Source organism: Pseudomonas sp. RtIB026, assembly GCF_016861355.2.
Classification (GTDB): domain Bacteria; phylum Pseudomonadota; class Gammaproteobacteria; order Pseudomonadales; family Pseudomonadaceae; genus Aquipseudomonas; species Aquipseudomonas peradeniyensis.
Genome location: NZ_AP023348.2, coordinates 5,829,029 through 5,853,898 on the forward strand (window position 1 = coordinate 5,829,029; position 24,870 = coordinate 5,853,898).

The window sequence follows — 24,870 nt, forward strand, 5'->3', positions numbered from 1 at the left end:
TGCCGGTTCAGGGAGTCTTGTTGTTGTCGCCGTTCTGCGCACCACGGATGATCTGCATGGTCGGCGCGCCGGCCACTGCGGAGGCAGCCTGGCTGGCCAGCGGCACCTGGGACAACTGGCTGAAGCGATAGAGATCGCGGTTGGCGCTCTCCAGTTGCGCACTGGCGCCCTGGCCGGACCAGTAGGCCGCCAGCAATTGTTCATCGGCGCTGCGCACCGCCAGGCGCAAGGTCCCGGCCTGGGCCGCCAGCATCAGCCGGCTGGCCAGGGCCTCGGGCACGGCCAGACCCACGGTGCGGGTGGTGTTGCTGTTCAGCGATTGCTGGTCGCGGCGGGCCTTCTGTTCTTCGGCCGTTTGCGCCGGGCGTCCGTCGTTGGCCAACCCGGTCTGCTGGTCGACGCTGAGCACGCGCAGGGCCGGCAGCACAACCTGGGCGGAAGACTGCGGGTTGTTGTTCTCTTCGCGCAGGAACAGCAGCACATCGACAAAATCGCCAGGGCGCAATTGCCCGGCGGCACCGCTCACATCGTCGATGGCCACCGCCACGGCGCGCTCATGCGGGCGGATCATGCGCGCCAGCGGGCCACCGGCCTGGAAGCTCGACTCGTCCAGCCAACTGCCCGCCGCCAGCGGCCGGGTGCTGCGGCGCCCGAGCACCTGGTCGAGTTGCTGGAAGGCGCCGGCCGGTACCACCTGCAGGCGCTCGACCAGCAGATCGTCTTCGCTCAAGGGGGTGTTGGCCGGCACCGCCCTGCGCAGCACCACGATGGGCGAACGCGGCGGCTCGGGCGCGGCTACGGGAACGGGCGCGGTGGGGATCACCGCTGCACTGGGAGGCGCCAATGGCGCCGGCGCGGGCTCGGCCGGACGGCTCAGACGCAGGCCCCAGTATCCGGCAAGCAAGGCCGCGATCAGGAACAGGCCGGCGAGGATCATGGTCAGGCGACTGCTCATCTGCGCTCTCCCCTACGCCCGGGACCAATGATGGCAAAAGGTAACTATTTCGCTATTGGACGGTAGCTGAGCCGCTATCTTTCGCCATTACCTGCATCGCATTTTTAGAGCCATGAAATTGACGCGTCGGCAAAACAAAAACTTAGCACCGCCAATTACAACCAATACTTTTGGATTAATGCTTTCTTACATTTGCAGGTCGCCACGGCTTGGCGATGCTCTGATGGCAAAGGGGTATCACTTATCAAGCCCCGCCGACCGGCGCCCATCGAGCGCAAGGAGTAGTGCCATGCTGCTGCAACAGATCCTCATCCATGTGAAGACTTTCCTCCAGCGCAAGGACGGCGCCTCCGGTATCGAATACGCGGTGATCGCGGCCATGGTGGCGGTGGTGCTGGCCGGCTTCGTCACGCCGATCTCGACCGAGGTGTCGGCGATCATGACCACCATCAAGACCGCGATCACCCAGTGATCGCGCAGCACCTGCATGACGCGTAGTCCCACTGCCAGGAGCCGACCATGCCGACCTCTTCCTTGCGTCAACAGATCCTGCTGGTGGACGACGAGGAAGAGGCCCTGCTGGAGCTGGCCGAGCTGCTGGAGAACGAGGGCTTCTGTTGCCACACCGCCACCTCGGTGCGCGGCGCCCTGCAGCAACTGACCCGCCACCCCGACGTCGCCCTGGTGATCACCGACCTGCGCATGCCCGAGGAGAGCGGCCTGGGCCTGGTGCAGCGCCTGCGCGACCACACCGCGCGCCAACACCTGCCGGTGATCGTCATGTCCGGGCATGCCGACATGGACGATGTCAGCGACCTGCTGCGCTTGCAGGTGCTCGACCTGTTCCGCAAACCGATCTATCACGCGCGCCTGCTCGAGACGCTGGAGAACCTGTTTCCCAAGCCGTTGATGCAGGCCGTCAAATAGCGGCTCTCCCCCCTGTAGGAGCGGCCTTGTGCCGCGAAAGGGCCGCGCAGCGGCCCCAGCGATTGTCGCGACACTGTCGAAATCGAGGGGCCGCTGCGCAGCCCTTTCGCGGCACAAGGCCGCTCCTACAACTGATAACTGAAACTCAGGTTCAGCCGTGGCCGCCGGTTGAAGCTGTCCAGGGCGATGTCCGACATCGGCTTGGCCACCTCGACCGCGATGTTGTAGTAGCGCATATCGCCAAACCGCAGCCCCAGTGCCGCCGATGACATCTTCGTGTCCCTCACGTCCAGCTCGTTGAACCAGGCCCGCGCCGTGTCGAGCGCCACGTACGGCTGCACGACCTTGAGCCAGGCGCCGTCGCGGTGGAAGCTGTAGTTGAGTTCGTAGGCCAGCCCCCAGCCCTTGTCGCCCGAGCCCTGGTCGCTGGGATAACCGCGCCCGAAGTTCTGCCCGCCGAACACCGCCCGCTCGCTGTCGGGCAAGCTGTCGTTGCTCCAGTAGGCCGCCGCCGAGGCCACGCCCTGCCAGTTGTCGGTGAAGTTGTCGCTCTGCACGCCCGAGACCCGCAGGCGCAAAAAGTCCAGGTCGTAGTCAGCATTGGTGTTCGCCCCCAGCCGGTCGAGCCCCTGGTAGACCCCGGCACTGAGGATGCGCAGGCGCCGCGCCTCGGCCTTGCGCCAGTCGCCTTCGAAGGACAGCGCGCGAATGTCGGTCTCGCTGTCCAGCCGCAACGGAAAGCCCACCACCTGGTAGTCGATGCGGTCGTTGACCACGTAGAAGCGCCCGACCACCTCCAGCCATTCGCTGGGCGAGGCGATCAACGACTGGCTGATGCCCACCGAGTAGCGTTCGTTCTCGCGGTGCTGGGTCAGGTCGATGCCGTTGTCCAGGCGGATGCGCGCCTTGGGGTCGCTGCGATAGCGCGAGGTCGACAACAACAGTCGCGAGCCCTCGGCGTCGAGGAACTGGCTGTAGTCGAGGCGGTAGTAATGCTCCTTGTCCTCGCCGGGCGGCACCAGCACGCTGGCGCTCAGTTGCTCGGCAAAACGGGTCTGCGCGTTGCTGCTGGCGCCGAGCAGCGCCTGCAGGTCGTCGCGGCTGCCGTCATTGAGGCTCAGGGTGGTGGTAAACGGTTTGCGCGAGACCTGGGCCAGCAGCCGGGTCGCGCCATCGGTGGTGGCCGGGGGCGGCACCTGGGCCTGGAAGGTCACCCCGGGGATGCGCCCGGCCAGGCTGGTATAGCGCTCGAAGCTCTCGCGGGTCAGCGGACGCTCGGCCTTGAGGCGCTCCATCAACTGGTCCAGGTAAGCCCGCGCCGCGCCGATATCGCCCTCGACCTGATAGTCGTGGATATAGCCTTCCACCAGCACCACCCGCACCCGGCCATCGACGAAGTCCTGGGGCGGCAGGTAGGCGTACGACAGCAGGTAGCCATCCTGCTGGTAGCGTTGGGTGAGGCGGCGGGTGACCTCGATCAGCTCGGCGAGGGTCACCTCGCGGCCGATCAGCGGCTGGTAGTGCTCGCGCAGGTCGCTCAGGGGGTAGACGGTGCCGCCCTCGAAGCGCACCTTGCGCACCGCCACCCGCGTGCTCATCAGCAGCGGCGATTGGCGTGCGCTGCCCACGCTGGGTACGTGCAGGCCCGCGGGGCCGGGGCGATAGGCGTCCACCGGCAGGTTCGGCGTGGGCAGGCGGCGCTCGGTCTCGTTGCTGTTGAGGAAACTCGGCAAGGGCTCGGCCCGCGCCAGGCTGGCCACGGACAGCGCCAGCATCGTCACCAGCCATCGGCGCATTCGGACACTCCATGATCCACGGGTGGCAGGGTGACCGACCGGCGTACGACGCACCGGTCGGTCTCGCTCACCTTGAGCGTAGCCCGTCGCGTCAGCGCTGCCCGCCTGCCAGGGCGCCTGTCACGCCGCTCAACGCACCGCCGAGGCCACCGCCCTGCGTGCCGTTGGCGTTGACCAAGGTGCCGGCCTGGCCGACCGTTGCGCCCACCGCCGTTACCGTCGCGCCCAACTGGCTGACCGTCGGGTTGGCCGTGGCGCCGGTCAATTGCGTGCCGACGCTGCCCACCGCGCCACCGACCTGGTTCAGCAACCCGGCCACCGGCACCCCCGCGCCCGTACTGGCGCCGACCTGCTGGGTCACGCTGGACACACCGGCGACCACCGGATTGAGCCCGCTGCCCACTTGCTGGGTCAGTGCCGCGGCAGGGGTGCCCGCCGCCGTGTTGGTCACGCCGTTGCCGCCGAGCACCGGGCCCAGGCTGGCGACGCTGTTGCCTGCCTGCACCATGCTGCCGCCGATACCGCTGACCGTCGGGCTGCCAATACTCGCGGCCAGGCCACTGCCGGCACCGGCCACTACGCCGCCAGCGGTTTCCAGCAGCCCAGTGCGCGGGCCACCGGTAACGGGCGCCAGCCCGCTGGCGGTGCTCACGGAGGTGCCAGTATTGGCGACCGCCTGCCCGAGCGTGGTGCCCAGTGGATTACCCGTGCCAGCCAGTTGCTGGCCGGCCTGGTTCAGGATAGTGCCGGTTTGGTTCAACGTCTGGTTGAGCGGCCCGGCGAGCCCGGTCTGCCGGGTGACGTTGGCCGTGGTGTTTTCCACCAGCGAGACCACCGGCACCAGGGCATCGCTCGCGCCTTGGGTCACCCCGGCCAGCGGGCCGCTCGTGCCAACCGGCGAGAGGGTGTTGCCAAGCATGGTCACCGCCTGGCCAACCCGGTCGACGCCCTGCCCGGCCCCGACGACCAGCTGGTTGACCACCGGTACCTGCTCGACCGGCCCGTTGCTGGCCAGCCCGGTCACGCCCTGGCCAAGCCCTGAGACGCCGGTGCCCAGGTCGGCGGTGGCCGCGCCGACCACGCCGACGGTTGTACCCACGGCATTGTTGCCGGTGCCCAGTTGCCCCAGGCCGTCGCTCAGGCCACTGCCGACACTGTTCACCGCGTTGCCGGTGGACGACACCAGCGTGCCCACGCCGCCGGTCAGCGAGGTATCGCCGGCGATGGGCAGCGAGCCGATTGCCTGGCCGAGATTACTCACGCCGTCACCAACGCCGGAGACGGTGTTGCCCAGCTGATCGACCACCTGGCCGGTGACCAGGGCGGTGGGTGTCGTGCCTCCACCGGTTCCGCCATCGCCGCCGCCAGGCGTGGTGCCGCCGCCGGAGCCGCCGCTGCCCCCACCCGTGCCTGCGCTGCCATCGCCCGGAATGCTGCCACCACCACCGGTGCCTGCGCCACCGTCACCGGCCCCGCCGCCCGAACCTCCAGCTCCCGCACCTGCGCCCGTGCCGCCATCGGCCGAGGAGCCGTCGACCTCGCTGTGATGCCCACCACCGCCACTGCTGCAACCGGTAAGGCCCAGGGACATGACCATCGTCAGCGCCGTTGCGGCCTTGATCCACGCTTGAGTGTTCATGGGAAGACTCCCGCTGCTGGTTGTTGTGCTTGCTACCAGCAGTGAAAGCCGAGGGGGGTGAGAGGGGTAGATTACAACTTGGTGTTAGTACCTGTGGGAGAGGGCCGGGGATGGAGCATAAGCGTATGAATTTCAGCCGATTTCGTTTGGTGGACAACGCCCAGTGTCGAAAGAGTTAGTCATAAATCATTAGTACGGGTGGCTGACAGAATGCTGGGGCCGCTGCGCGCCCCTTTCGCGGCACAAGGCCGCTCCTACAGGAATCGCGTCCCATTGTAGGAGCGGCCTTGTGCCGCGAAAGGGCTGCAAAGCAGCCCCAGCGATTTCAAAATGAGCACCTATTTATAAGACTTTCCCCATTCCCTGTAGTCCATTTCCCAAACATACTCCCAAGCCCTTTCAAGCCATTGCGGTGGTCTGGGTTGGCCTCTAGTCTCGGGCAGTCGCTGCACAATCAGCGACCGGCTTTGACAGGCCGACTCAAATACGAACGCATGTCTATGCCGCTATGGCGGCTGTGCGTGGGGCATCTTCGGGTGCGCCGGGTTTCCTCTATTTGACCGGTCTGTCAACCCACGTACAGCTGCCACCCTTTGTTTGACAGCGAACGGTGATGGTTCCATCTCAAATTGAGGATTCATCATGCTGAAGATTGTCCCCGATCCACCCCACAACCCTCATTCCCTCGAAGACACCCTCATCCAGGCCACCGAGTACGCCCTGTGCGCCTTGACCGTGGCCCATCATGCCGTGCAGCTCAAACCCAGGTCGCCGGCTGCCGTGTTGATGATGGCGTCGATGCATGAAATGGAGTCGCTGCGCGTGTTGCTCGAAGCGGCATTGATCCAGGTACAGATGCCAGCGCAGGCGCCGACGTTGCACTAGGCCGCAAGGCATGTGCTGCCTGGTCGGGCCCTTTCGCGGGTAAACCCGCTCCCACAGGTTCACCTGTGCCTTGGGGCCAGCGCTGTCCCTGTGGGAGCGGGTTTACCCGCGAAGAGGCCCGCACAGGCACCGACCATTTCAGGGAGAGAATAATGACTACAGAAGACATCAATACCACCGTCGGCAAAACCAAGTTCTACCAAGGCGAAGGCATGACCGACCCGCAGTTCAGAACTGCCAACCTGCAGACGCCACCTGTCCCGCCATAACCGCCCCGCCGCTTGAACTGATGGCCTGAAGCTCAAGCGGCTCATCTATAGCGCCTATCAATTTTGCCAGTTTCCTAATAAACCGCCCCCCCTTAGCCTTGAAACCAAAATCACGGTAAATGTCTGAGGAAACGTCATGGCACCCGTGAAAGAAGCCAGACAGAATCAACACTCCACAACTCTGCTAAGTGTGGACAGAGCAGGTAGTGCCCTGACGACTCAAAACGTCCATCAGCGTAATAGCCGCAGCTATACGGTTTATGGTGACAAGCCTTCCGTGACTCCAGAAGCCTGCAAGACCGGCTTCGATGGTGAGCTGCTGGATGCCTTGGGCGGGCATTACTTGTTGGGAAATGGAGTGCGCGCTTATGCTCAAACGCTAATGCGCTTCAGGTCGCCGGATGTGTTGAGTCCTTTTGGTGCAGGTGGAATAAACACCTATGCATACTGTTCAGGAAACCCAGCAAGTTTTGTCGACAGAACAGGTAGAGCTAGAGATAGAATACCTTCACTTACGGGCATGGCACAGACCGCTATATTTAGTTTCGACCCACTAATTAATTCTACCTTACCTTACCCTAAAGACAAACTGAAAGCCGTCAACAGTATTCTTGAAAATACATACGGCGGACCTATCGCTAAGAAAAACAAGTTAGGAATCTTCAGCACCGCCCTGAATCGGACCACATCAATGCCCACAGAGGATTTTGCCAGACATTGGTCGACAAGCGAATCAGACAACGGCCTTTCCAACGCTATATCCTTCAGCAATGCCGCTCAATTGCTGTTCACACTGACTACAGTCACTAGGGCGCCGCCCTTTTATATGAAAGCCTCATCAGAAAATGGCGGAGATCTTTTTGGAATAAAAGCTTTAGGCATGTACAAAACAGAAGAACAATTAGTATTCAACCTCCTCAGACCACATACCTCTCTTATCGCGACACTTCATGATCCCTCCACGCCGAGCTGGAGGAAAGGCATGATAGAAAATTTCTTGACTTCCAGGCATGATATAAAGGCAGGCATGCAGCAACTTGACAATATATCGCCTGCATTCTTTCATGATTACCTTGCTTATCGCCAGCCGAGCCAACAAATGGCCAACCTCAGACATCTAATAGCCAACTTCTGAAGTTCACGACCCTATAGCCACATAATTATCCAGGGTCAGAATGATGGACGATGCCGACCTCGGCCTGAGGCATTGAAAATTACCGCTCCTACAGGAGGGTGTAAGTTTGCCTCACTCACTGACCTGAAACGCCACCCGCGCCGTCTCGCCGCTTTCATCCAACGCACTCAACTCGATGCTGCCGGCCTGTTCGAAACGCACCGGCAGACTGTCCTGCCCTTGGGTCTCGCCCAACGGCTGCCCATTCAGGAACCACCAGCGCCGCCCCGCGCCGCCCAGGGCCGACACCCGCAACTGCAACGGCTCGTGACTGGTGGCCGGGCGGCGCAGGTTGTCGCCGGCGCGCACGCCGACGATCGACAGCGGCGGCGCGCTGGCCACCTGCTGTGGCGGGCAGGCCGGGTCCACGCTGGGCAGCCGCGCGGCACGGCGCTCGGCCCGGGGCAACCAGGGCTCCAGCGGGGCCGGCCACAAGGCAACGTCGTGGGCCTTGGCCCCGAGGCACCCGGCATCGACGCGCAGCCCCTGGTCGTTGAGCCACACCGTCTCGCGCAAGCCCAGCCCCAGGGGCTGGTCTGCCGCCAGCAAGGTTGGTGGGGTGGTGCCGTCCAGGGTCCAGGCGAAACGCTGGCGGCGGCAGTTGGGGTCCTGGCGGTTCATCGGCTGGCCCAGGGGCCAACAAATCGCCGCCACGCCCACCGACGCCGGCACCGGCTCGACCGGCACCTCGATGCCGCGCTGGCTGTCGCGATTGCTCAGCAGGTCGTGCACCTGCAGCATCAACGGCGCCGCCGAGGCCAGGCCGAACTGGCCCGGCACCGGGGTGCCGTCGGGGCGGCCGATCCACACACCGATCAGGTAACGCGGGCCTATGCCCACCGACCAGGCGTCGCGAAAGCCGTAGCTGGTGCCGGTCTTCCAGGCCAGTTGCGGGCGCTGCACCAGTTCGGCATGGGGGTCGCGGTCCGGCCGGGCCAGGCCGCTGAGGATGCGCCGGGTGATCCAGGCCGAGCCCGGTGACAGCAGGCGGCGCTCCACCAGCGGGTCCTGGGGTTGCAGGCGAATCTTCGCGCTGTTGCCGCCTCGGCCGAACGCGGCATAGCCACCGACCAGATCTTCCAGGCGGCTGCCCGCGCCACCGAGGATCAGCGACAGGTTCGGCTCGGCCAGCGGCGGCAGCACCAGCGGCATGCCGCCCATGCGCATCTGCGCGGCGAAGCGTTTCGGACCATAGGCCTCGAGCAACTGCACCGCCGGCAGGTTGAGCGACAGCGCCAGCGCCGAGCTGGCCGACACCGGGCCGCTGAAGCCCATGGAGAAGTTGCCGGGGCGGTAGTCGCCATAGCGCCGGGGCACATCCTGCAGCAGCGATTCGGAATGGATCAGGCCGTCGTCCATGGCCATGGCATAGAGGAATGGTTTGAGGGTCGAGCCGGGCGAGCGCAGGGCGTGGATCATGTCCACGTGGCCGAAGCGGCGCTCGTCACTCAGGTCGATGGAGCCGAGATAGGCGCGCACCGCCATGCTCTGGGTCTCCACCACCAGCAACGCCGCCGAGGTGCGCTCGGGCAGGCGCGCGCGCCAGCCCATCAGCAGGTCTTCGAGACGCCGTTGCAGGGCGGCGTCGAGGGTGGTGCGGATCAGCGGCGGGCTGTCCGGGGTGTTCAGGCGTCGGGCCAGCAAGGGCGCCAGTGCCGGCTCCTGGCGGGGCGCCAGCAACAGCGGTTCTTCGCGGGCCTCGTCGATGCGCTGGGCCGGCCACACCTGGTACTCGGCCAGGCGCTGCAGCACCTTGTCCCGGGCGCGCTGGGCACGCTCGGGATGCCGGTCCGGACGCAGGCGGCTCGGCGCCTGGGGCAGCACGGCGAGCAGTGCGGCCTCGGCGGGGGTCAGGTGCTTCGGCGACTTGCCCAGGTAGGCCCAGCTGGCCGCAGCCACGCCCTGCAAGGTACCGCCGAACGGCGCCCGGTTCAGATACAACTGCAAGATCTCGGCCTTGGACAGGTGCCACTCCAGCTGCGCCGTGCGCCACAGCTGGCGCAGCTTGCCGGCCAGGGTACGGTCGTGCGGATCAAGCAGGCGCGCCACCTGCATCGACAGGGTGCTGCCGCCGGACACCACCCGCCCGCCGCGCAGGTTGAGCCAGGCCGCCCGGGCCAGGGCCATGGGGTTGACACCCGGGTGGTGGTAGAACCAGCGGTCCTCGTAGGCCAGCAAGGCTTCAAGGTACAGCGGCGAGACCTCGTCCGCGCCGACCGGGTAACGCCACACGCCGTCGGCGTCGGCGAAACGCCACAGCGGCGTGCCGTCCTCGGCCAGCACCACCCGCGCCAGGTCGTCGCCCGGCATGGGCAAGGGCCAGATGCGGTCGGCCAGCCACAGCAGGGCGATGGCCGCCAGCAAGGTCACGGCGACACGCCGCAGCAGCTTGAGCAGACCTGGGCGCGCTAAGCTTGGCATCGGGAACCGACCGGGCCAGGTGATGGCCAAAGGCTGGGAATCGCCGATTCGTTGATCAGGAAGCGACTATGCATGTAGAAGGTTTTTTCGAGTGGCTGGGCCAGGTACTGGGTTCGGTGATCCGTTTTATCGTCGACGGCCTGAGCGGGTTGTTCAACCTGCTGGCCAACGCCGGCGGCAATTTCATCGACGGCCTGGCGCGCACGCTGGGCATGGACACCTCGCTGGTCAGCATCCTGGCGCTGATCGTTGGCCTGATGCTGCTGTACTCGGCAGTGCGCGCGTTCATGCGGGCGTCGATCATCCTCGGGATCATCTGGGCGCTGCTGGGGTTGTGGGTGTTGAGTTGGGTGGTGCACTGAAAGCCCTGTAGGAGCGGCCTTGTGCCGCGAAAGGGCTGCGTAGCAGCCCCGGCGATTCTCGCATTGACGTCGAGATCGGGGGGCCGCTGCGCGGCCCTTTCGCGGCACAAGGCCGCTCCTACAGGGGGCGCGTTGCCTCAGCGGGCGCGTACCACCATTTCGCCCTGGCTATCGCCAATCGCCTGCAGGTTCGGCCGGTACATCGACTCCACCTGCGGCGGCGGGATGCGGTAGCTGCCCGGGGTCACCGCGCGGGCCAGGTACAGCAGGTGGGTGGTGCCGTAGCTGTCGAGCTTGAGCGCGGCCACGTAGCGGTCGTCACGGTACTCCTGGTGCACCACGCTGGCGTTCTGCATCGACTCGCGCCACTGCTTCACCGCACTGCTGGCGTTGTCCAGGCTGGCGGCGCTCTGCGCCAGGTTCTGGTTTTCAAGCTCCAGGCCCGCCGGCAACAGGTCGACCACCAGGGCATCCGGCACCTGGTCCTGGGCCTTGAGCGCCAGGTGCACCAGCACCAGGTCGCCGCTGCGCAGGTTGCGCACATCCAGTGCCTGGCCGTTCATGCCCAGGTACTCGCGGCGGATCTCCATGCCGTTGCCGCTGGCGGCCGGGGCCTGGCGCGGGTAGCCGGACAGGGTCAACTGCTGGTACAGGGTGTCGCCACCCTGGTTCTGCACGGTCAACGGCGAGGCCAACAGCGGGCCTTCAAGCTTCATGCCCGAGTCGTTGTTGTCGAACTCGCGCACTTCACCGGCGCTGTCCAGGCGAGCTTTCCAGTTGCCTTCCGGCTTGCCCAGCAGGCCACGGCCGGCGAGGAACAGCGCGTTGCGCTCCTGGGTTGACAGCCAGCGGTTGGCGGCCAGCTCGTCGGACAGGCCGAACAGGCGTTGGTCGACCTGGTTGCCGGCAACGTTGTTCTCCTGCAGCAGGGCGAGGATCAGCGCCTGGTCACGCAGGGCGCTGCCGTAGTCGGCCATCCAGCCTTTGCCGCGTGTCACGGCCAGGCCTGCCTGCAATGCCTGCTGCGAACGCTGCTTGTCGCCCATCTTGTCCAGCGCCACCGCCAGTTGCACCAGCGGCAAGCCGGAGCGTGCGTCAGAGCGGCGCTCGAACAGGCTGCGCAGGGCACCCAGCGGCGCCTGTTGGCTGCGCGCCAGCACCAGGCCGGCGTAGGCCTGCACGGCGAAGCGGGTGTGGTCGGCGTTCTGGCTGTAGTCGACTTCGATCAGGTTGCGCTCCTGCACATAACGCAGCAGGCGCTCGCTGGCCTTCTTCAGTACTTCGGCCGGCACGCCGTAGCCTTGCTCGCGGGCGCGCAGCAGGAAGTCGGTGACGTAGGCGGTCAGCCAGTACTCTTCCTCGCTGTCCGAGCTCCACAGGCCGAAGCTGCCGTTGTAACGCTGCATGCCCAGCAGGTGCTCGATGCCCATCTCGATCTTGCGCTTGCGCACATCGGTCGGCTCGCCCTTGATGCCCAGGCGCTTGAGGCTGTCGGCATCGGCGTACAGCGACGGGTACAGGCCACTGGTGGTCTGCTCCAGGCAGCCGTAGGGGTAGGCTTCCAGGGCGCGGATCTGCTCGGCCAGGTTCAGCGGTGGGCGGCTCGACAACGCCAGGCTCGCTTCCAGGCCCGCTGGCTCGAACTCGGCCAGGTCGCTGTCCGGCAGGCTCCAGGGTTGGTCCTTCAGGGCCACGCGATAGTGCTTGAGCATCGCCGGGTAGGCCGGGCGCACACCGAGGGTCCATTCGCGTTCGAAGGTGTTGGCCGGCTCGCCCGGCAGTTGCAGGCCATTGACCTGCACCCGCACCTTGCCCTGGCCCAGACCGCCCTGGGCCTGCACCGGAATCATCAGGGTGGTGCGCTGGCCTTCGGCCAGAGTGAAGTTCTGCTGGGCACCGCCAACCAGGCTCAACTGACCTTCGGCGATCATCTGCACGCTCAGTTGCTGGTCGCGGCCGGACAGGTTGGCCAGGTCCAGCGCCAGCCGGGTGCGGTCACCGCCGGCGAGGAAGCGCGGCGCGGACAGTTCGGCGATCAGCGGCGCGGCGACCACGGTCTTGCCTTCGGCCATGCCGAAGTGTTCCTCGGTCCAGGCCTGGGCCATCAGGCGCAGTTCACCGTTGAAGTCGGGAATTTCGACAGTGGCCTGGCCTTCGCCCTTCTCGTCGAGGGTCACCGGCAGGCTCTGCTGGGCGACGATGGTCACCGTGGTGTTCGGGCGCTTGCCGCCCTTGGCCATGGCAGCGTCACCACCGAAGGCGAGGCTGGCCAGGCGGCCCTGGCCGGCCTCGATCAGCTGGCCGTAGATGTCCAGCTGGTCGGCGCCATAGGCCTTTCGGCCGAACAGGCTGGCGAACGGGTCGGGGGTCTTGAAATCGGTGATGTTGAGGATGCCCACATCCACGGCGGACAGCAGCACATGCACCTGCTTCGGCACGCTGCCGTCGGCGTTGACCGCCTTGAACTTCACGGTCAGCGGCTGCTTGGGTCGCATTTTCTCCGGCGCCTGCAGCGACACGGCCAGCTTGCGCTCGGCGCGGTCCAGCGGCAGGTGCAGCACACCCACGGCGCGTTTCGGCGTGGCGTTGGCCTTGCGCTCGCCCGGGCGGATCACCAGGGCGCTGATGTACAGGTCGTGGCGCGCCCACTTCTTGTCCAGCTCGACGTCGAAGGTTTTGCCCTCGGCAGGTACGTCGATCTCCTGCCACCACAGCGGACCATCGGCGGACTCGATCATCAGGTAGCCGCTGCCGGCGGCCGGCGGAGTGACGGTAACCTTGGCGGTGCCGCCTTCCTTGTAGGCGGGCTTGTCCAGGGCGATCTTGACCTGGTCGGGGCGCACGGCGCCGCCCTCGGCGTTGTCCTGGGCACGGTAGCCGGCCCAGAAGCGCGCGCTGGAGACCAGGCCAGTCTGCGGGTCTTCGACCTCGACGCGGTACGGGCCCCACTCCACCTGGAAGTTCAGCTTGGCGGTGGAGCCGGCCTTCACGCTGACGGTTTCCTCAGCCTGGGTGAGGAATTTCTCGTTGTAGTTGTAGCTCCAGCCATCGCTCTGCGAGTAGTTCCAGTAGTAGTCGCGGCGCTCGCGGATCAGGCGCACCTTCAGGTTGTCGGCGGCGAGCTTCTTGCCGTTGCGGTCGGCCACCAGGAACTCGAATTCCACCGGGCCATCGCCGTCGGTCTCTTCGCCGTCGAACAGGCCGCGCAGGCCCGGCAGGCGGTCAGCGGGCCAGATCGGCTGCTCCAGGCGCCGGGTGATCGGCCGGCCGCCGGACTCCTGCAAGCTGGCCTGCACGGTCAGTTGCAGCGGCGAGCGGGCCTCGGCCCAGCGGCTTTCGATATCGATGCGGGCCTTGCCGTTCTGGTCGAGGGTGACTTCGTCCAGCTCCAGGTCCTGGTTCAGGTCGGTCTCGGTGACCGCACCGAACTGGTAGCCCGGCAGCGTTTTCACCGCTTCGCGCAGCGGGCGCACGTAGGCCTGGCCGCTGAGGCGGTTGCCAGCAGCCGGCGCGCCGTAGAGGTAACGGCCATTGACCTGGATGCTGGCGGTCTCATCCGGCGCCAGCGGCGTGCTGCTGCCCTTGAGCTCCAGCGCCAGACGCTCGGGGAGGAAGTCCTCGACAAGGAATTCGTAGACCTGCTTGCGGCCACCGCCCATGTCCAGCAGCAGTTGCCAGCGGCCGGTCGGGGCCTCGCTGGCCAGTTGCAACTGGTACTGGAACAGGCCGTTCTTGTCGGCCTCCCAGACGAACTTGCGGCTGACCTGTTCGTCCGGGCGGCGCACTTCCACATTCACCGGCTGGGCCTTGACCGGCTTGCCGTCCTGGTCGCGCAACAGGCCGTTGAGCAGTACGGTTTCGCCCGGGCGATAGAGGTCGCGCGGGCCGAAGATGAAGAACTGCAGCGGGTTGGCCTGGGGGCCGGTGATGTCGAATTCGGCCAGGTCCAGGGCGGCGGTGTTCAGGCGCAGCAGGGTGGTGTGCACGCCCTGGGTGGCGATCAGGGTGTCGGCCTTGGCGGTGATCGGCAGTTGGGCATGGCCGTCGCCGTCGGTCTTGGCCTGGGCCAGCAGCTTGCCCTTGTCGTCGTGCAGCTCGAGGGTGACGTCCTTGAGCGCCTTGCCGCCTTCCAGGGCCTGGGCGAACACGTCCAGGCGGTCGCGGTAGCGGTGGGCGGAGACGCCGATGTCGCTCAGGGTGAACAGGGTCGCTGGCTGCGAATAGTCATAGGTACCCGAGGCGCGCATCACTGCCAGGTACACGCCCGGCTCCTGCAGCGGCTTGATCCCGGCGATCGGCAGCAGCACGGTCTCGCGGGTGTTGCGCGCGGGGTTGAGGTCGAAGCGGCCGCTGTAGACCAGCTCGGCCATCTCCAGGGTTTCCTTGGACTGGTAGTAGTACAGGCTTGAGTTGCGGCCCCAGTTGACCAGGAAGCTGGAGAGCATGTCCGGCTTGATGCGGAAGAACTCGACATCGACCTTGTCGACGTTCAGGGCGATCACCGGCAGGCCTTCGGCCAGGCGCGTGGGCAGCAGTGAACCGCGGCTGGCGAAGCCCACGGTGGGCTGCATGTCGCGGGTCTCGAAGCGGCTGACCGATTCGGTCTCAAGCTGGTTGCCGTTGACCGAGAGCAGGCCCTTGTCGATGGTCAGGACCATCTTGCGCTGCGGCTCCAGGTGGCGCAGGCGCAGTTCCATCTGGTTGTCGGAGAGTTCCCAGGCACCGTCGACCTTGCCCTTGACGGTGTCGACCAGGTGCAGCTTGGCGGCGAAGTCCTGGTTGGCGTCCAGCGGCGCGGAGACGCTGACCGACAGGGTGCTGGCGCCGTCGAGCTGGACTTCCGAGACGTCCAGCACGGTCAGCTCGCGACCAGCGTAGCGCTTGGCAAGCAGCGCCGGGTCTTCGCGCTTGGTCGCCTTGGTTTCGGCGGGCGCAACGGCGGTAGCGGCATCGGCGGGGGCCGATGGCTTGTCCGGCGTGGAGGAATCACAGGCACTGAGCAAGGCCAGCGCGCAGGCCAGCAACAATCCTTTGTTGAGCATTTGAGAGGGGACTCTTCGGCAGCGTGTACGTGAGGGGGGCAACTATAGCGCAACGGTGCACGGCTTACCTGCCGATGCGCGGCAAGTGAGACCCTGTTCGCGCCGATTGGTTGCTGGGCGGGTAGAATGCTGGCCATTCGTCAATGGGGCGCGCTGCGCACGCCTTTCGCGGCGCAAGGCCGCTCCTACAGGGGCATGCAGTTACCTGTAGGAGCGGCCTTGTGCCGCGAAAGGGCTGCGCAGCAGCCCCGAGTTCCTCAGGACCTCGCATGTCTTCACTGTCCACCGCCTGGCGCGACCGCCCCACCCACCACAAGGTCTGGGCCCTGGCCGCGCCAATGATCCTGTCCAACATCTCGGTGCCGCTGGTGGCGCTGGTCGACAGCACGGTGATCGGCCACCTGCCCCACGCCCACCAGTTGGGCGCGGTGGCGGTGGGCGCCACGCTGTTCACCTTCATGGTCGGGCTGATGGGCTTCCTGCGCATGGGGTCCACCGGTTTCGCCGCCCAGGCCGCCGGCCGCGGCGACGGCGCCGCGCTGCGCCAGGTGCTGGTGCAGGGGCTGCTGCTGGCACTGGCCTTCGCCCTGCTGATCGGCCTGCTCGCCCTGCCCTTCAGCCAGCTGGCGCTGCACGCGATGCAGCCCAGCGAGGCGCTGCATGCCTCCACCGAGGCGTTCTTCCACACTCGCCTGCTCGGCCTGCCGGCGGCGCTGGCCAGCTACGCCCTGGTCGGCTGGTTCCTCGGCACGCAGAACGCCCGGGCGCCGCTGGCGATCCTGCTGACCACCAACCTGCTGAACATCGCCCTGAACCTGTGGTTCGTGCTCGGCCTGGACTGGGGCGTGGTCGGCTCGGCACGGGCCTCGGTGATCGCCGAGTGGAGCGCCGCCCTGCTCGGCCTTGCCCTCACCCGCCCGGCGCTGCGCGCCTACCCCGGGCACATTGCCTGGGCCGCGCTGAAACGTTGGCAGGCCTGGCGGCCCTTGCTGGCGGTGAACCGCGATATCTTCCTGCGCAGCCTGGCGTTGCAGCTGGTATTCCTGCTGCTGACCGTGCAGGGCGCCCGGCTGGGCGAAGCGACGGTGGCGGCCAATGCCCTGCTGCTCAACGGGCTGATGCTCACCGCCTACGCCCTCGATGGCCTGGCCCATGCGGTCGAGGCGCTGTGTGGGCATGCCATTGGCGCCCGTGATCGTGGTGCCCTGAAGCGGGCGCTGGTGGTGGCCTGCGGGTGGTCGTTGATCGTCAGCCTGGGGTTTGCGGTGCTGTTCCTGCTGGGTGGCCATCTGTTCATCGACCTGCAGACCGATATCGCCAGCGTGCGCGAGGCGGCGTATCCGTACCTGCCGTATCTGGCGGTGCTGCCGTTGGTGGCGGTGTGGAGTTACCTGCTCGATGGGTTGTTCATCGGTGCGACGCGGGCGCGGGAGATGCGCAATGCGATGCTGGTGTCGGTGGTGATTGCGTTGCCCGTGGCGTTTGCCATGCGTGGGTTCGGCAATCATGGGTTGTGGCTGGCGTTTCTGGGGTTCATGGCGTTGCGGGCGGGGACGCTGGGGTGGGTGGGGTGGCGGTTGCAGGAAAAGGGGCGTTGGGTTCGGTGACGTTGGGGCCGCGTTGCGGCCCTTTCGCGGCACAAGGCCGCTCCTACATGGGATCGCGGTCTTCTGTAGGAGCGGCCTTGTGCCGCGAAATGAGGGCGCAGCCCTCACCTGCGGACTTACAGCCAAACACAGTCCCAATGTGAATACTCGCCGGCACGCTGAACCAGCCCGGCACGAATGGGATTGGCGATAATGTAGCGGGCAGCGGCCTTGACGTTGTCGTCTCGACGCAATGCCCGATCATGAAAACCGGGTTGCCAGACACGTTGACGATCCACTCCGACACGAAAGAGTGCGCAACTGCTTCTGGATTTGAACGCACGCATCAGACTGCTCAAGCTGCCCTGTCTGAGTTCAACCAGCCAGTGCAGGTGATCAGGCATGAGTACCCAAGCCAAGGACTGGCAAGTGCCTTCCTGCTCGCTCAAGCGAAGTTGCTGGATAACTGCCCTGGCGAAACGCAGGTCAGTGAACAGTGGCGTGCGATTGCGGGTAGTGGTTGTAAGCAGGTACGGACGACCAGCCTCTGAAAAGCGCCCTCTACGCAGTCGGTGGTTACCTTGATGCTCCATGAGTCACTCCCTTGAACATTGCATTCAAAGGTAGTCGCATGGGGCGGACAGCTTTAGAAGAAAGCGTTTCAGATTGTGCTTTCGGTGAGGCCCTTTCGCGGCACAAAGGCCGCTCCTACAGGGTATGCATTCTCCCTGTAGGAGCGGCCTTGTGCCGCGAAAGGGCCGCAAGGCGGCCCCGGCGATTACGAAGACAGGTACGAAGACCGGGTCAACCCCAACCGCAACGCATCAAGGAACTGCGTGCGCTCGCGGGCGGTGATCCGTGCACTGGCCACCTTGTCGCGGTAGTGGGTCATCAACTCCTCCGGCGAAAGGTGCACGTAGCGCAGCATGTCCTCGATGGTGTCGTGGGTCTCGATGCCGGCGTGGTACACGCTGCCGTCGGCGTTCTGGTAGATGTTCACCGAGTCGGTGTCACCGAACAGGTTGTGCATGTCGCCGAGGATCTCCTGGTACGCGCCCACCAGGAACACGCCCAGCAGGTAGTCCTCGCCTTCCTTGACCGCGTGCACCGGCATGCTGGTCTCGATGCTCTGCTCGTCGACGTACTGGTTGATCTTGCCGTCGGAGTCGCAGGTCAGGTCCTGCAGCACGGCGCGGCGCAGCGGCTCCTCGTCCAGGCGGTGCAGCGGGATGATCGGCAGCACCTGGCCGATGGCCCAGGTGTCCGGCAGGCTCTGGAACACCGAGAAGTTGCAGATGTACTTGTCGGCCAACTTGTCGTTCAGCTCGTCCAGCACCTGGCGGTGCGAGCGCTGGCGGGCCTTGAGCGAGTTGTGCAGGCGGCGGCACACGGCGAAGTAGCACTGCTCGGCCAGGGCTTTTTCAGCCAGGGTCAGCTTGCCGTCGGCGTACTGCGCGGCCACGTCGCCCATGTAGTGGGTGGCGCGCCAGTAGGTCTCGGTGACCATCTCGATGTCGGTGGGGCCGAGCAGGTCGGCCAGCCACTGCACGGTCTCGGGCAGCGACTCCTTGTTCTCGATGGTCGGCATCTCGTCGTTGTGGCTCTCGACGTCGGTCACCTGGATCACCAGCATGGCGTGGTGCGCGGTCAGCGAGCGGCCACTCTCGGAGAAGATGTGCGGGTGCGGCAGGCCCTGCGCGTCGCAGAACTCCTTGAGCATCCCGACCACCACGCCGGCGTAGTCGTCCATGTCGTAGTTGATGGAGCTGGCGTTGCGCGAGTGGGTACCGTCGTAGTCCACGCCCAGGCCGCCGCCGACGTCGATGTGGTCGACCGGCAGGCCCAGGGCGCGCAGTTCGCCGTAATAGCGGATGGCTTCCTTGAAGCCGTGCTGGTAGTCGGCCAGGTTGGCGATCTGCGAACCCATGTGGAAGTGCAGCAGGCGGATGCCCTGGTCGAGCCCTGCGTCACGGAAACGCTGCACCACCGAGATCAGCTGGGCGGCGGACAGGCCAAACTTGGACTTCTCGCCGCCGGTGTCTGCCCACTTGCTCGAGGCCAGCGACGACAGGCGCACACGCAGGCCGACCTGTGGCTTGACCTTCAACTCCGCGGCTTCCTCGATCACCAGGGCGACCTCGGATTCCTTCTCGATGACGATGAACACGTTGTGGCCGAGCTTCTGGCCCATCAGCGCCAGGCGGATGAACTCGCGGTCCTTGTAGCCGTTGCAGACGATGGTGCCGCCCTTCGGCGCCAGCGCCAGCACCGCCAGCAGCTCGGGCTTGGAGCCGGCTTCCAGGCCGATGGAGACGTTCTGGGTGGCGATGATGTTCTCGACCACCGCTTCCTGCTGGTTGACCTTGATCGGGTACAGCGCGGTGTACTGGCTCTGGTATTCCAGGCGCGCGATGTTGGCGTCGAAGGCGCCGGTCAGCTGACGCACGCGGTCCTGCAGGATATCGGGGAAACGGACCAGCAGCGGCAGCGACAGACCGCTCTGGCGCAGCTCCTGAACCTGCTCGAACAGGTCGATCGGCGCGCTGTCCGGGCCGTTGGGGCGCACTTCGACGCGCCCGGCCTCATTGATGGCGAAATAACCAGCGCCCCAATGGCGGATGCCATAAACACTGCGGCTGTCGGCCACGGTCCATTGGCTACCATCGTCTTTGCGTGTGCGTCGTACGGACATTCAAGTCCCCTATAGATAAGTCCAAGACACTGCCCCATCAGGTGTCGGGCGCAGTGTAGAAGCTGAAAATGACGAATCGTCCGTGCCCCCGGATAGACCCTGGCCACGGCATCGAGTTTAGAAAGCGCTGGGCGAAAAGTCGCGCGACGGCCTCAGCCGCCGGATTTTTTCGCCTTGAAGCCCTGTTTGATCAGCTCGCCGAGCAACAGTTCGACATGGTCGCCCTGAATCTCGATGACCCCATCCTTGAGCGCGCCGCCGGTGCCGCAACGACGCTTGAGCGTGCTGGCGAGCTCCTTGAGCTGTTCGAGGGGCAGCGGCACGCCGGTGATGGTGGTCACGGTCTTGCCGCCGCGACCTTTGCTTTCACGACGCACACGGGCAATGCCATCGCCTTCGGGGATGACCTGCTGCTTGCAGATGCAGGCGTCCACCGTCTGGCCACAGTCGGGACAGTGCCGACCGGCGTCGGTGGAATATACGAGACCGCCAAGGGCGGCGAAGGAAGAAGCTTTCTTGGCCACTTTTGTTCCTCTGTGCCGAGGACAAAAAACTGGTCGACGGGTGTCGACCGCGAAGCCCCACTCTGGCAGGGGCGGCGCTACTGCCGCAAGGTCCTGCGACAGCCCGAAAAGGGCGCGCAGTGTAACGATAATTCTGCCTGTTGCTAAGTACAGGATTGCGCCATTTTACGAATGTTTTGCGACCTGGCTCATTGCGGCGCTACAACCTTGCCCGCGAGCTCGAACCTGGAGCCTGCAGCGAGGGCGCCTTGCTCCAACACCCGGTAACGATTCGTTTATGGCAATGACAGGAGCAGCCGCCATAGTACGGACTTCGCCAGCCCTCATGCAGGAGACCGTCCAATGAGTATTCCCGCCGTCAGCGCATTCATTGCCCGCTGGCACGAACTGCGCCTGGCTCCGCCCATGGCCTGGCAGGTGACCCAGGACAGCCACAACCAAGTCCTGGCATTGCTGGGCAGGCTGCCGCCAGGCTACCGGCGCCAGGGCGATTGCGCGGTCCACGAGACCGCGACCGTCGAACCGGGCGCAGTCCTGAAAGGCCCGATCATCATTGGCGCGGGTTGCTTCGTGGCCGCCGGGGCCTACCTGCGGGGCGGGGTCTACCTGGGCAGCCAGTGCGTCGTCGGCCCGAGCTGCGAGCTGAAAAGCAGCTTCATGCTCGACGGCAGCAAGCTGGCGCACTTCAACTTCGTCGGCGACTCGTTGATCGGCTCAACGGTCAATGTCGAAGCCGGCGCCATCATCGCCAACTATCGCAACGAGCTGGACGGCGCCCCCATCCGGATTCGCCACGGCGAGGGGGTCATGGAGACAGCGGTCAGCAAATTCGGCGCACTGGTCGGCGACGGCTGCAAGATCGGGGCAAACGCCGTTATCGCGCCTGGCGCACTCCTGCAACCGGGTACACAGGTGCCGCGCCTCGGGCTGATCGACCAGTACGCCTACGACTGAACACGGGCCTTGTAGCGCTCCGGGCTTGCGCCATTTCACGAAAAATTTGCGACCTCTATCGCGGGGCAAGCCCGCTCCCACGAAATAAGTGCTATTACGTGGGAGCGGGCTTGCCCCGCGATCGGTCAGATCAGGCCAGCCTGGTACCGCTGCAACGCCACCAACGAGTCGGGGCAGTACGGCAGCTTTGCGCTTTCGGCCTGGGCCTGCTCGACGCTGATGAACCGCGCCTCGATGACCTCCTCGGGCTGCAAGCGCAGCGGCCCGTCCCACACCGCCGAATACACCGCGCACCACAAGCGGTTGCCCGGCTGCTCGAAGTAGAAGGTCTCGTGAAAACCCAACTCGACGCCGCTCACCCCTAGCTCCTCGGCAAGCTCCCGCGCCGCCGATTCGGCGTAGGACTCCTGCACCCCGACCATGCCGCCGGCCGCCACATCCCAGTAACCGGGATACAGCGCCTTGCTCAGGGTGCGCCGGTGCACGCACAGCTCACCCGCGCCGTTGAACAGCAAAATGAACGTGCAGCGCCCGATCAGGCCGCGCTCGCGCAGCTCGGCCCGTGGCAGGGCACCGAGCAGTTGGTCATGCTCATCGACCCAGGCCACCAGCTCGGCGTCGGAGGCCGCGCGGTGCGCGACCTCGGCAGGATTGGTCGGCATATCAGCCCTGGGACAGCAGTTGGCGCAGGTCGATGACCGCGGCGTTGGCCCGGGAGATGTAGTTGGCCATCACCAGCGAGTGGTTGGCCCACATGCCAAAGCCGCTACCGTTGAGCACCATCGGGCTCCACAGCGCTTCCTGCGAGGCTTCCAGCTCGCGGATGATCTGCCGCACGCTGACCGTGGCGTTCTTCTTCGCCAGCACGTCGGCGAAGTCCACCTCGATGGCGCGCAGCAGGTGCGACAGCGCCCAGGCCTGGCCACGGGCTTCGTAGAACACGTTGTCGATCTGCAGCCACGGGGTCTCGACCACTTCCTCGTCGACCTGCGGCGCCTGGCCGGGGGCCACGGTCTCGGTCTTCAGGGTGTTGTTCAGCTTGACCCGGCCGACGCTGGCCGACAGGCGCTGCGACAGCGAGCCCAGGCGGGTGGCCACGTCGCCCAGCCAGTTGTTCAGGTTGTCGGCGCGGGTGTAGAAGATCGCGCCCTGGTCACCCTTGGCCAGACGAGTCTGATAGCGGTTCAGCGACTTGATGCCCTCTTCGAACTCCGACTCGCTGGACGGCAGGATCCAGCTCTTGTTATCGAAGTTGAAACGCGGCTCGGCCTTGGCCAGGTCGGCGTCCTCGGTCGATTGCGACTGGGAGCGGGCGAAATCCTTGCGCAGGGCGCGGGACAGGTCGCGCACCTGGACCAGCACGCCGTATTCCCAGCTCGGCATGTTGTCCATCCACAGCCCTGGTGGGAAGCGGTCGTTGGAGATGTAGCCACCCGGTTTGTCGAGCAAGGTGCCGGCGACGGTCTTGAGGGTCTCGACGGTGGTGTAGCCGATGACCATCTGCTGGCCGTTGCGCTCGGCGGCGGCCTGGGCACTCTGCTGCACCGGGAACAGCTCGGGCTCCTGGCTCCAGTACCAGCCCAGGCCGATGCACACCAGCAGGTAGAGGCCGATCAAGGTGCCCAGGGCACGGCTCCAGAGGCCACCGAGGTAGCTACGGGTGGCGGCGCCGCGGGTTTCGACCCGCTCACGGGGCTCGGCCTTGGCCTCGCGGTTTTTCCAATCCAGCATGGCATTGTCCTTAATCAGTCACGAACGGTTCAGGGCTTGGACCACAGGCCTCGGCCAGGGTGCCACGACAAGCCCGCATGCCAGCACTATAAAGCAGACGCCGCCATTCGTATAAGCGACCATCGGGTCGGCAACTGAATGACGGTCCCTGAACACTTTGTTGACCCCAGGCACTCGCTTGTCGGAAAAGCAGTGCTAGCATAGAGCCATCATTGAACCTGCGCCCTCCCACTCATAAGTAGTCAGGACATGACCCAGCCAGCCGAGCCGAGCCACGAACGCCTCAAGCAGCACTTTGCCCAGCGGGTGATCCACCAGGCCCGGCAGATCCTCGAGATCTGGCAGCGCCTGCAGCGTGGCGAGTGGTCCAGCGGTGATCTGGGCGAGCTGTGCGAAGCCAACCTGCGCCTGCAACGCTACGCCGAACGCTTCGAGCAACCCGAGCACGGCAGCCTGTCGACGGCCATCGGCCAGACCCTGCGTGCCATCGAAGCCAACAGCGCGCGGCTCAACTCCGAGCTGATCAGCGAACTCAACCGCCTGATGCAGCGCCTGTCGCGCACCGGCCTGCGCAAAGGCGACCAGCTCGACAACGTGCCCCTGCCGCCACTGCGCAAGCCGGTGTACATCGTCCTGCAGGACCACGACCGCGCCGAGCGCCTGGCCCAGCAGCTGGAGTTCTTTGGCCTGACCGTGCAGGCGCTGTGCAGCGCCGAGGCGTTCCAGGCGTCGATGAGCGAGCGCCTGCCGTCGGCCATCGTCATGGACGTGGACTTCACCGGCAGCGGCATCGGCCTGCAACTGGCGGCCCAGGCCCAGCAAGGGCTGGAGCAGCCGGTGCCGCTGCTGTTCTTCTGCCTGCACGAGACCGACACCCCGACCCGCCTGGCCGCCGTGCGCGCCGGCGGCCAGGAGTTCCTCACTGGCACCCTGGACGCCTCCAGCCTGCTGGAAAAGCTCGAGCTGCTGACCAGCGCCACCCAGTACGACCCGTTCCGCGTGCTGGTGATCGACGATTCCCGCGCCCAAGCCCTGCACACCGAGCGCCTGCTCAACAGCGCCGGGATCATCACCCGCACCCTGACCGAGCCGATCCGCACCATGAGCGAGCTGGCCGACTTCCAGCCCGACCTGATCATCCTCGATATGTACATGCCCGAGTGCACCGGCCCGGAGCTGGCCAAGGTGATCCGCCACAACGACCGCTACGTCAGCGTGCCGATCATCTACCTGTCGGCCGAGGACGACCTGGACAAGCAGCTCGACGCCATGAGCGAAGGCGGCGACGACTTCCTCACCAAGCCGATCCGCTCGCGGCACCTGGTGACCACCGTGCGCAACCGCGCCGCCCGCGCCCGCCACCTCAAGGCGCGGATGGTGCGCGACAGCCTCACCGGGCTGTACAACCACACCCATATCCTGCAACTGCTCGAGGACTGCAGCTTCCGCGCCCGCCGCGAAGCGCAGCCGCTGAGCTTCGCCATGCTCGACATCGACCACTTCAAGAAGATCAACGACCGCCACGGGCACCCCATGGGTGACCGGGTGATCAAGAGCCTGGCGCTGTTCCTCAAGCAGCGCCTGCGCAAGACCGACTTCATCGGCCGCTACGGCGGCGAGGAGTTCGCCATCGTCATGCCCAACACCGCGCTGGAGGCGGCACACAAGGTGCTCGACGAGATCCGCCGGCGCTTCGCCGAGATCCATTACCCAGCGCAGCCGCATGACCTGCAGTGCACCTTCAGTGCCGGGGTGGTGCAGCTGGACGACAGCCTCGATGCGCTGACCATGGCCAGTGCGGCGGACGAGGCGCTGTACCGGGCCAAGCATGCCGGGCGCAACTGCGTGGTCAGGGTCGAGCCGTAACCGCTGACATGGGCCGCTCTCATGGAAAATTCGTAACCCATTGATTT

General features: G+C 65.7%; 18 protein-coding genes. 8 read left to right on the plus strand and 10 right to left on the minus strand.

Features of this window, described 5'->3' with window-relative positions; genetic code table 11:
• Positions 1-7 precede the first annotated feature (7 nt).
• Positions 8-955 carry a Flp pilus assembly protein CpaB gene (cpaB, locus tag PRtIB026_RS26145; protein WP_203650355.1) on the minus strand — a complete coding sequence of 316 codons (948 nt, stop codon included), beginning with the start codon at positions 953-955 and terminating at the stop codon, positions 8-10.
• A 289-nt stretch (positions 956-1,244) separates the two neighbouring features.
• Between cpaB and PRtIB026_RS26150 the strand changes: the two genes are divergently transcribed.
• Entirely contained in the window at positions 1,245-1,427 is a 183-nt protein-coding gene (locus PRtIB026_RS26150; protein WP_203650353.1) for a Flp family type IVb pilin, read from the plus strand.
• Positions 1,428-1,474: 47 nt separating this feature from the next.
• Positions 1,475-1,882: a response regulator gene (locus PRtIB026_RS26155; protein ID WP_050703614.1), complete on the plus strand. Its 408-nt coding sequence runs from the start codon at positions 1,475-1,477 to the stop codon at positions 1,880-1,882.
• A 125-nt stretch (positions 1,883-2,007) separates the two neighbouring features.
• Here PRtIB026_RS26155 and PRtIB026_RS26160 read toward each other — a convergent pair whose 3' ends face one another.
• The gene (locus PRtIB026_RS26160) at positions 2,008-3,678 is read right to left on the minus strand and encodes a ShlB/FhaC/HecB family hemolysin secretion/activation protein (RefSeq protein ID WP_203650351.1); all 1,671 of its coding nucleotides are present in this window, start codon (positions 3,676-3,678) and stop codon (positions 2,008-2,010) included.
• Between the two features lie 91 nt (positions 3,679-3,769).
• The gene (locus tag PRtIB026_RS26165) at positions 3,770-5,317 is read right to left on the minus strand and encodes a collagen-like triple helix repeat-containing protein (RefSeq protein ID WP_203650349.1); all 1,548 of its coding nucleotides are present in this window, start codon (positions 5,315-5,317) and stop codon (positions 3,770-3,772) included.
• 642 nt (positions 5,318-5,959) lie between these two features.
• Between PRtIB026_RS26165 and PRtIB026_RS26170 the strand changes: the two genes are divergently transcribed.
• Positions 5,960-6,202, plus strand: a complete 243-nt coding sequence (locus tag PRtIB026_RS26170; protein ID WP_046854291.1) for a hypothetical protein — start codon at positions 5,960-5,962, stop codon at positions 6,200-6,202.
• A gap of 405 nt (positions 6,203-6,607) precedes the next feature.
• Entirely contained in the window at positions 6,608-7,606 is a 999-nt protein-coding gene (locus PRtIB026_RS26175) for an RHS repeat-associated core domain-containing protein (protein ID WP_203650346.1), read from the plus strand.
• 111 nt (positions 7,607-7,717) lie between these two features.
• Here PRtIB026_RS26175 and pbpC read toward each other — a convergent pair whose 3' ends face one another.
• Positions 7,718-10,066: a peptidoglycan glycosyltransferase PbpC gene (gene pbpC / locus PRtIB026_RS26180; protein ID WP_203650344.1), complete on the minus strand. Its 2,349-nt coding sequence runs from the start codon at positions 10,064-10,066 to the stop codon at positions 7,718-7,720.
• Between the two features lie 68 nt (positions 10,067-10,134).
• On the opposite strand from pbpC, the gene PRtIB026_RS26185 reads away from it, so the two are divergent.
• Positions 10,135-10,428 (plus strand): hypothetical protein, encoded by a 294-nt coding sequence (locus PRtIB026_RS26185; protein ID WP_110735938.1) that lies wholly within the window; start codon positions 10,135-10,137, stop codon positions 10,426-10,428.
• Positions 10,429-10,565: 137 nt separating this feature from the next.
• Here the strand turns inward: PRtIB026_RS26185 and PRtIB026_RS26190 are convergent, their stop codons facing one another.
• Complete coding sequence (locus tag PRtIB026_RS26190) at positions 10,566-15,470, minus strand: alpha-2-macroglobulin (protein ID WP_203650342.1); 4,905 nt, start codon at positions 15,468-15,470, stop codon at positions 10,566-10,568.
• Positions 15,471-15,739: 269 nt separating this feature from the next.
• Here PRtIB026_RS26190 and PRtIB026_RS26195 point away from each other — a divergent pair, with 269 nt between their 5' ends.
• The gene (locus tag PRtIB026_RS26195; RefSeq protein ID WP_203650340.1) at positions 15,740-17,077 is read left to right on the plus strand and encodes an MATE family efflux transporter; all 1,338 of its coding nucleotides are present in this window, start codon (positions 15,740-15,742) and stop codon (positions 17,075-17,077) included.
• Between the two features lie 116 nt (positions 17,078-17,193).
• Here PRtIB026_RS26195 and PRtIB026_RS26200 read toward each other — a convergent pair whose 3' ends face one another.
• The 3 genes from PRtIB026_RS26200 to PRtIB026_RS26210 form a co-directional block, all read right to left on the minus strand.
• Positions 17,194-17,649 (minus strand): REP-associated tyrosine transposase, encoded by a 456-nt coding sequence (locus PRtIB026_RS26200; RefSeq protein ID WP_203650338.1) that lies wholly within the window; start codon positions 17,647-17,649, stop codon positions 17,194-17,196.
• Positions 17,650-17,834: 185 nt separating this feature from the next.
• Entirely contained in the window at positions 17,835-19,748 is a 1,914-nt protein-coding gene (gene speA, locus PRtIB026_RS26205) for an arginine decarboxylase (RefSeq protein ID WP_028691191.1), read from the minus strand.
• A gap of 152 nt (positions 19,749-19,900) precedes the next feature.
• Complete coding sequence (locus PRtIB026_RS26210) at positions 19,901-20,272, minus strand: translation initiation factor Sui1 (RefSeq protein ID WP_203650329.1); 372 nt, start codon at positions 20,270-20,272, stop codon at positions 19,901-19,903.
• Between the two features lie 342 nt (positions 20,273-20,614).
• Here PRtIB026_RS26210 and PRtIB026_RS26215 point away from each other — a divergent pair, with 342 nt between their 5' ends.
• Positions 20,615-21,226 carry a DapH/DapD/GlmU-related protein gene (locus PRtIB026_RS26215; protein WP_203650327.1) on the plus strand — a complete coding sequence of 204 codons (612 nt, stop codon included), beginning with the start codon at positions 20,615-20,617 and terminating at the stop codon, positions 21,224-21,226.
• 125 nt (positions 21,227-21,351) lie between these two features.
• Here the strand turns inward: PRtIB026_RS26215 and PRtIB026_RS26220 are convergent, their stop codons facing one another.
• On the minus strand, positions 21,352-21,888 hold the full coding sequence (locus PRtIB026_RS26220) for an NUDIX hydrolase (protein WP_203650325.1): 537 nt from the start codon (positions 21,886-21,888) through the stop codon (positions 21,352-21,354).
• A gap of 1 nt (position 21,889) precedes the next feature.
• Positions 21,890-22,957 carry a DUF2333 family protein gene (locus PRtIB026_RS26225; RefSeq protein ID WP_203650323.1) on the minus strand — a complete coding sequence of 356 codons (1,068 nt, stop codon included), beginning with the start codon at positions 22,955-22,957 and terminating at the stop codon, positions 21,890-21,892.
• A gap of 249 nt (positions 22,958-23,206) precedes the next feature.
• Here PRtIB026_RS26225 and PRtIB026_RS26230 point away from each other — a divergent pair, with 249 nt between their 5' ends.
• Positions 23,207-24,823 (plus strand): diguanylate cyclase, encoded by a 1,617-nt coding sequence (locus PRtIB026_RS26230; protein ID WP_203650321.1) that lies wholly within the window; start codon positions 23,207-23,209, stop codon positions 24,821-24,823.
• Positions 24,824-24,870 lie beyond the last annotated feature (47 nt).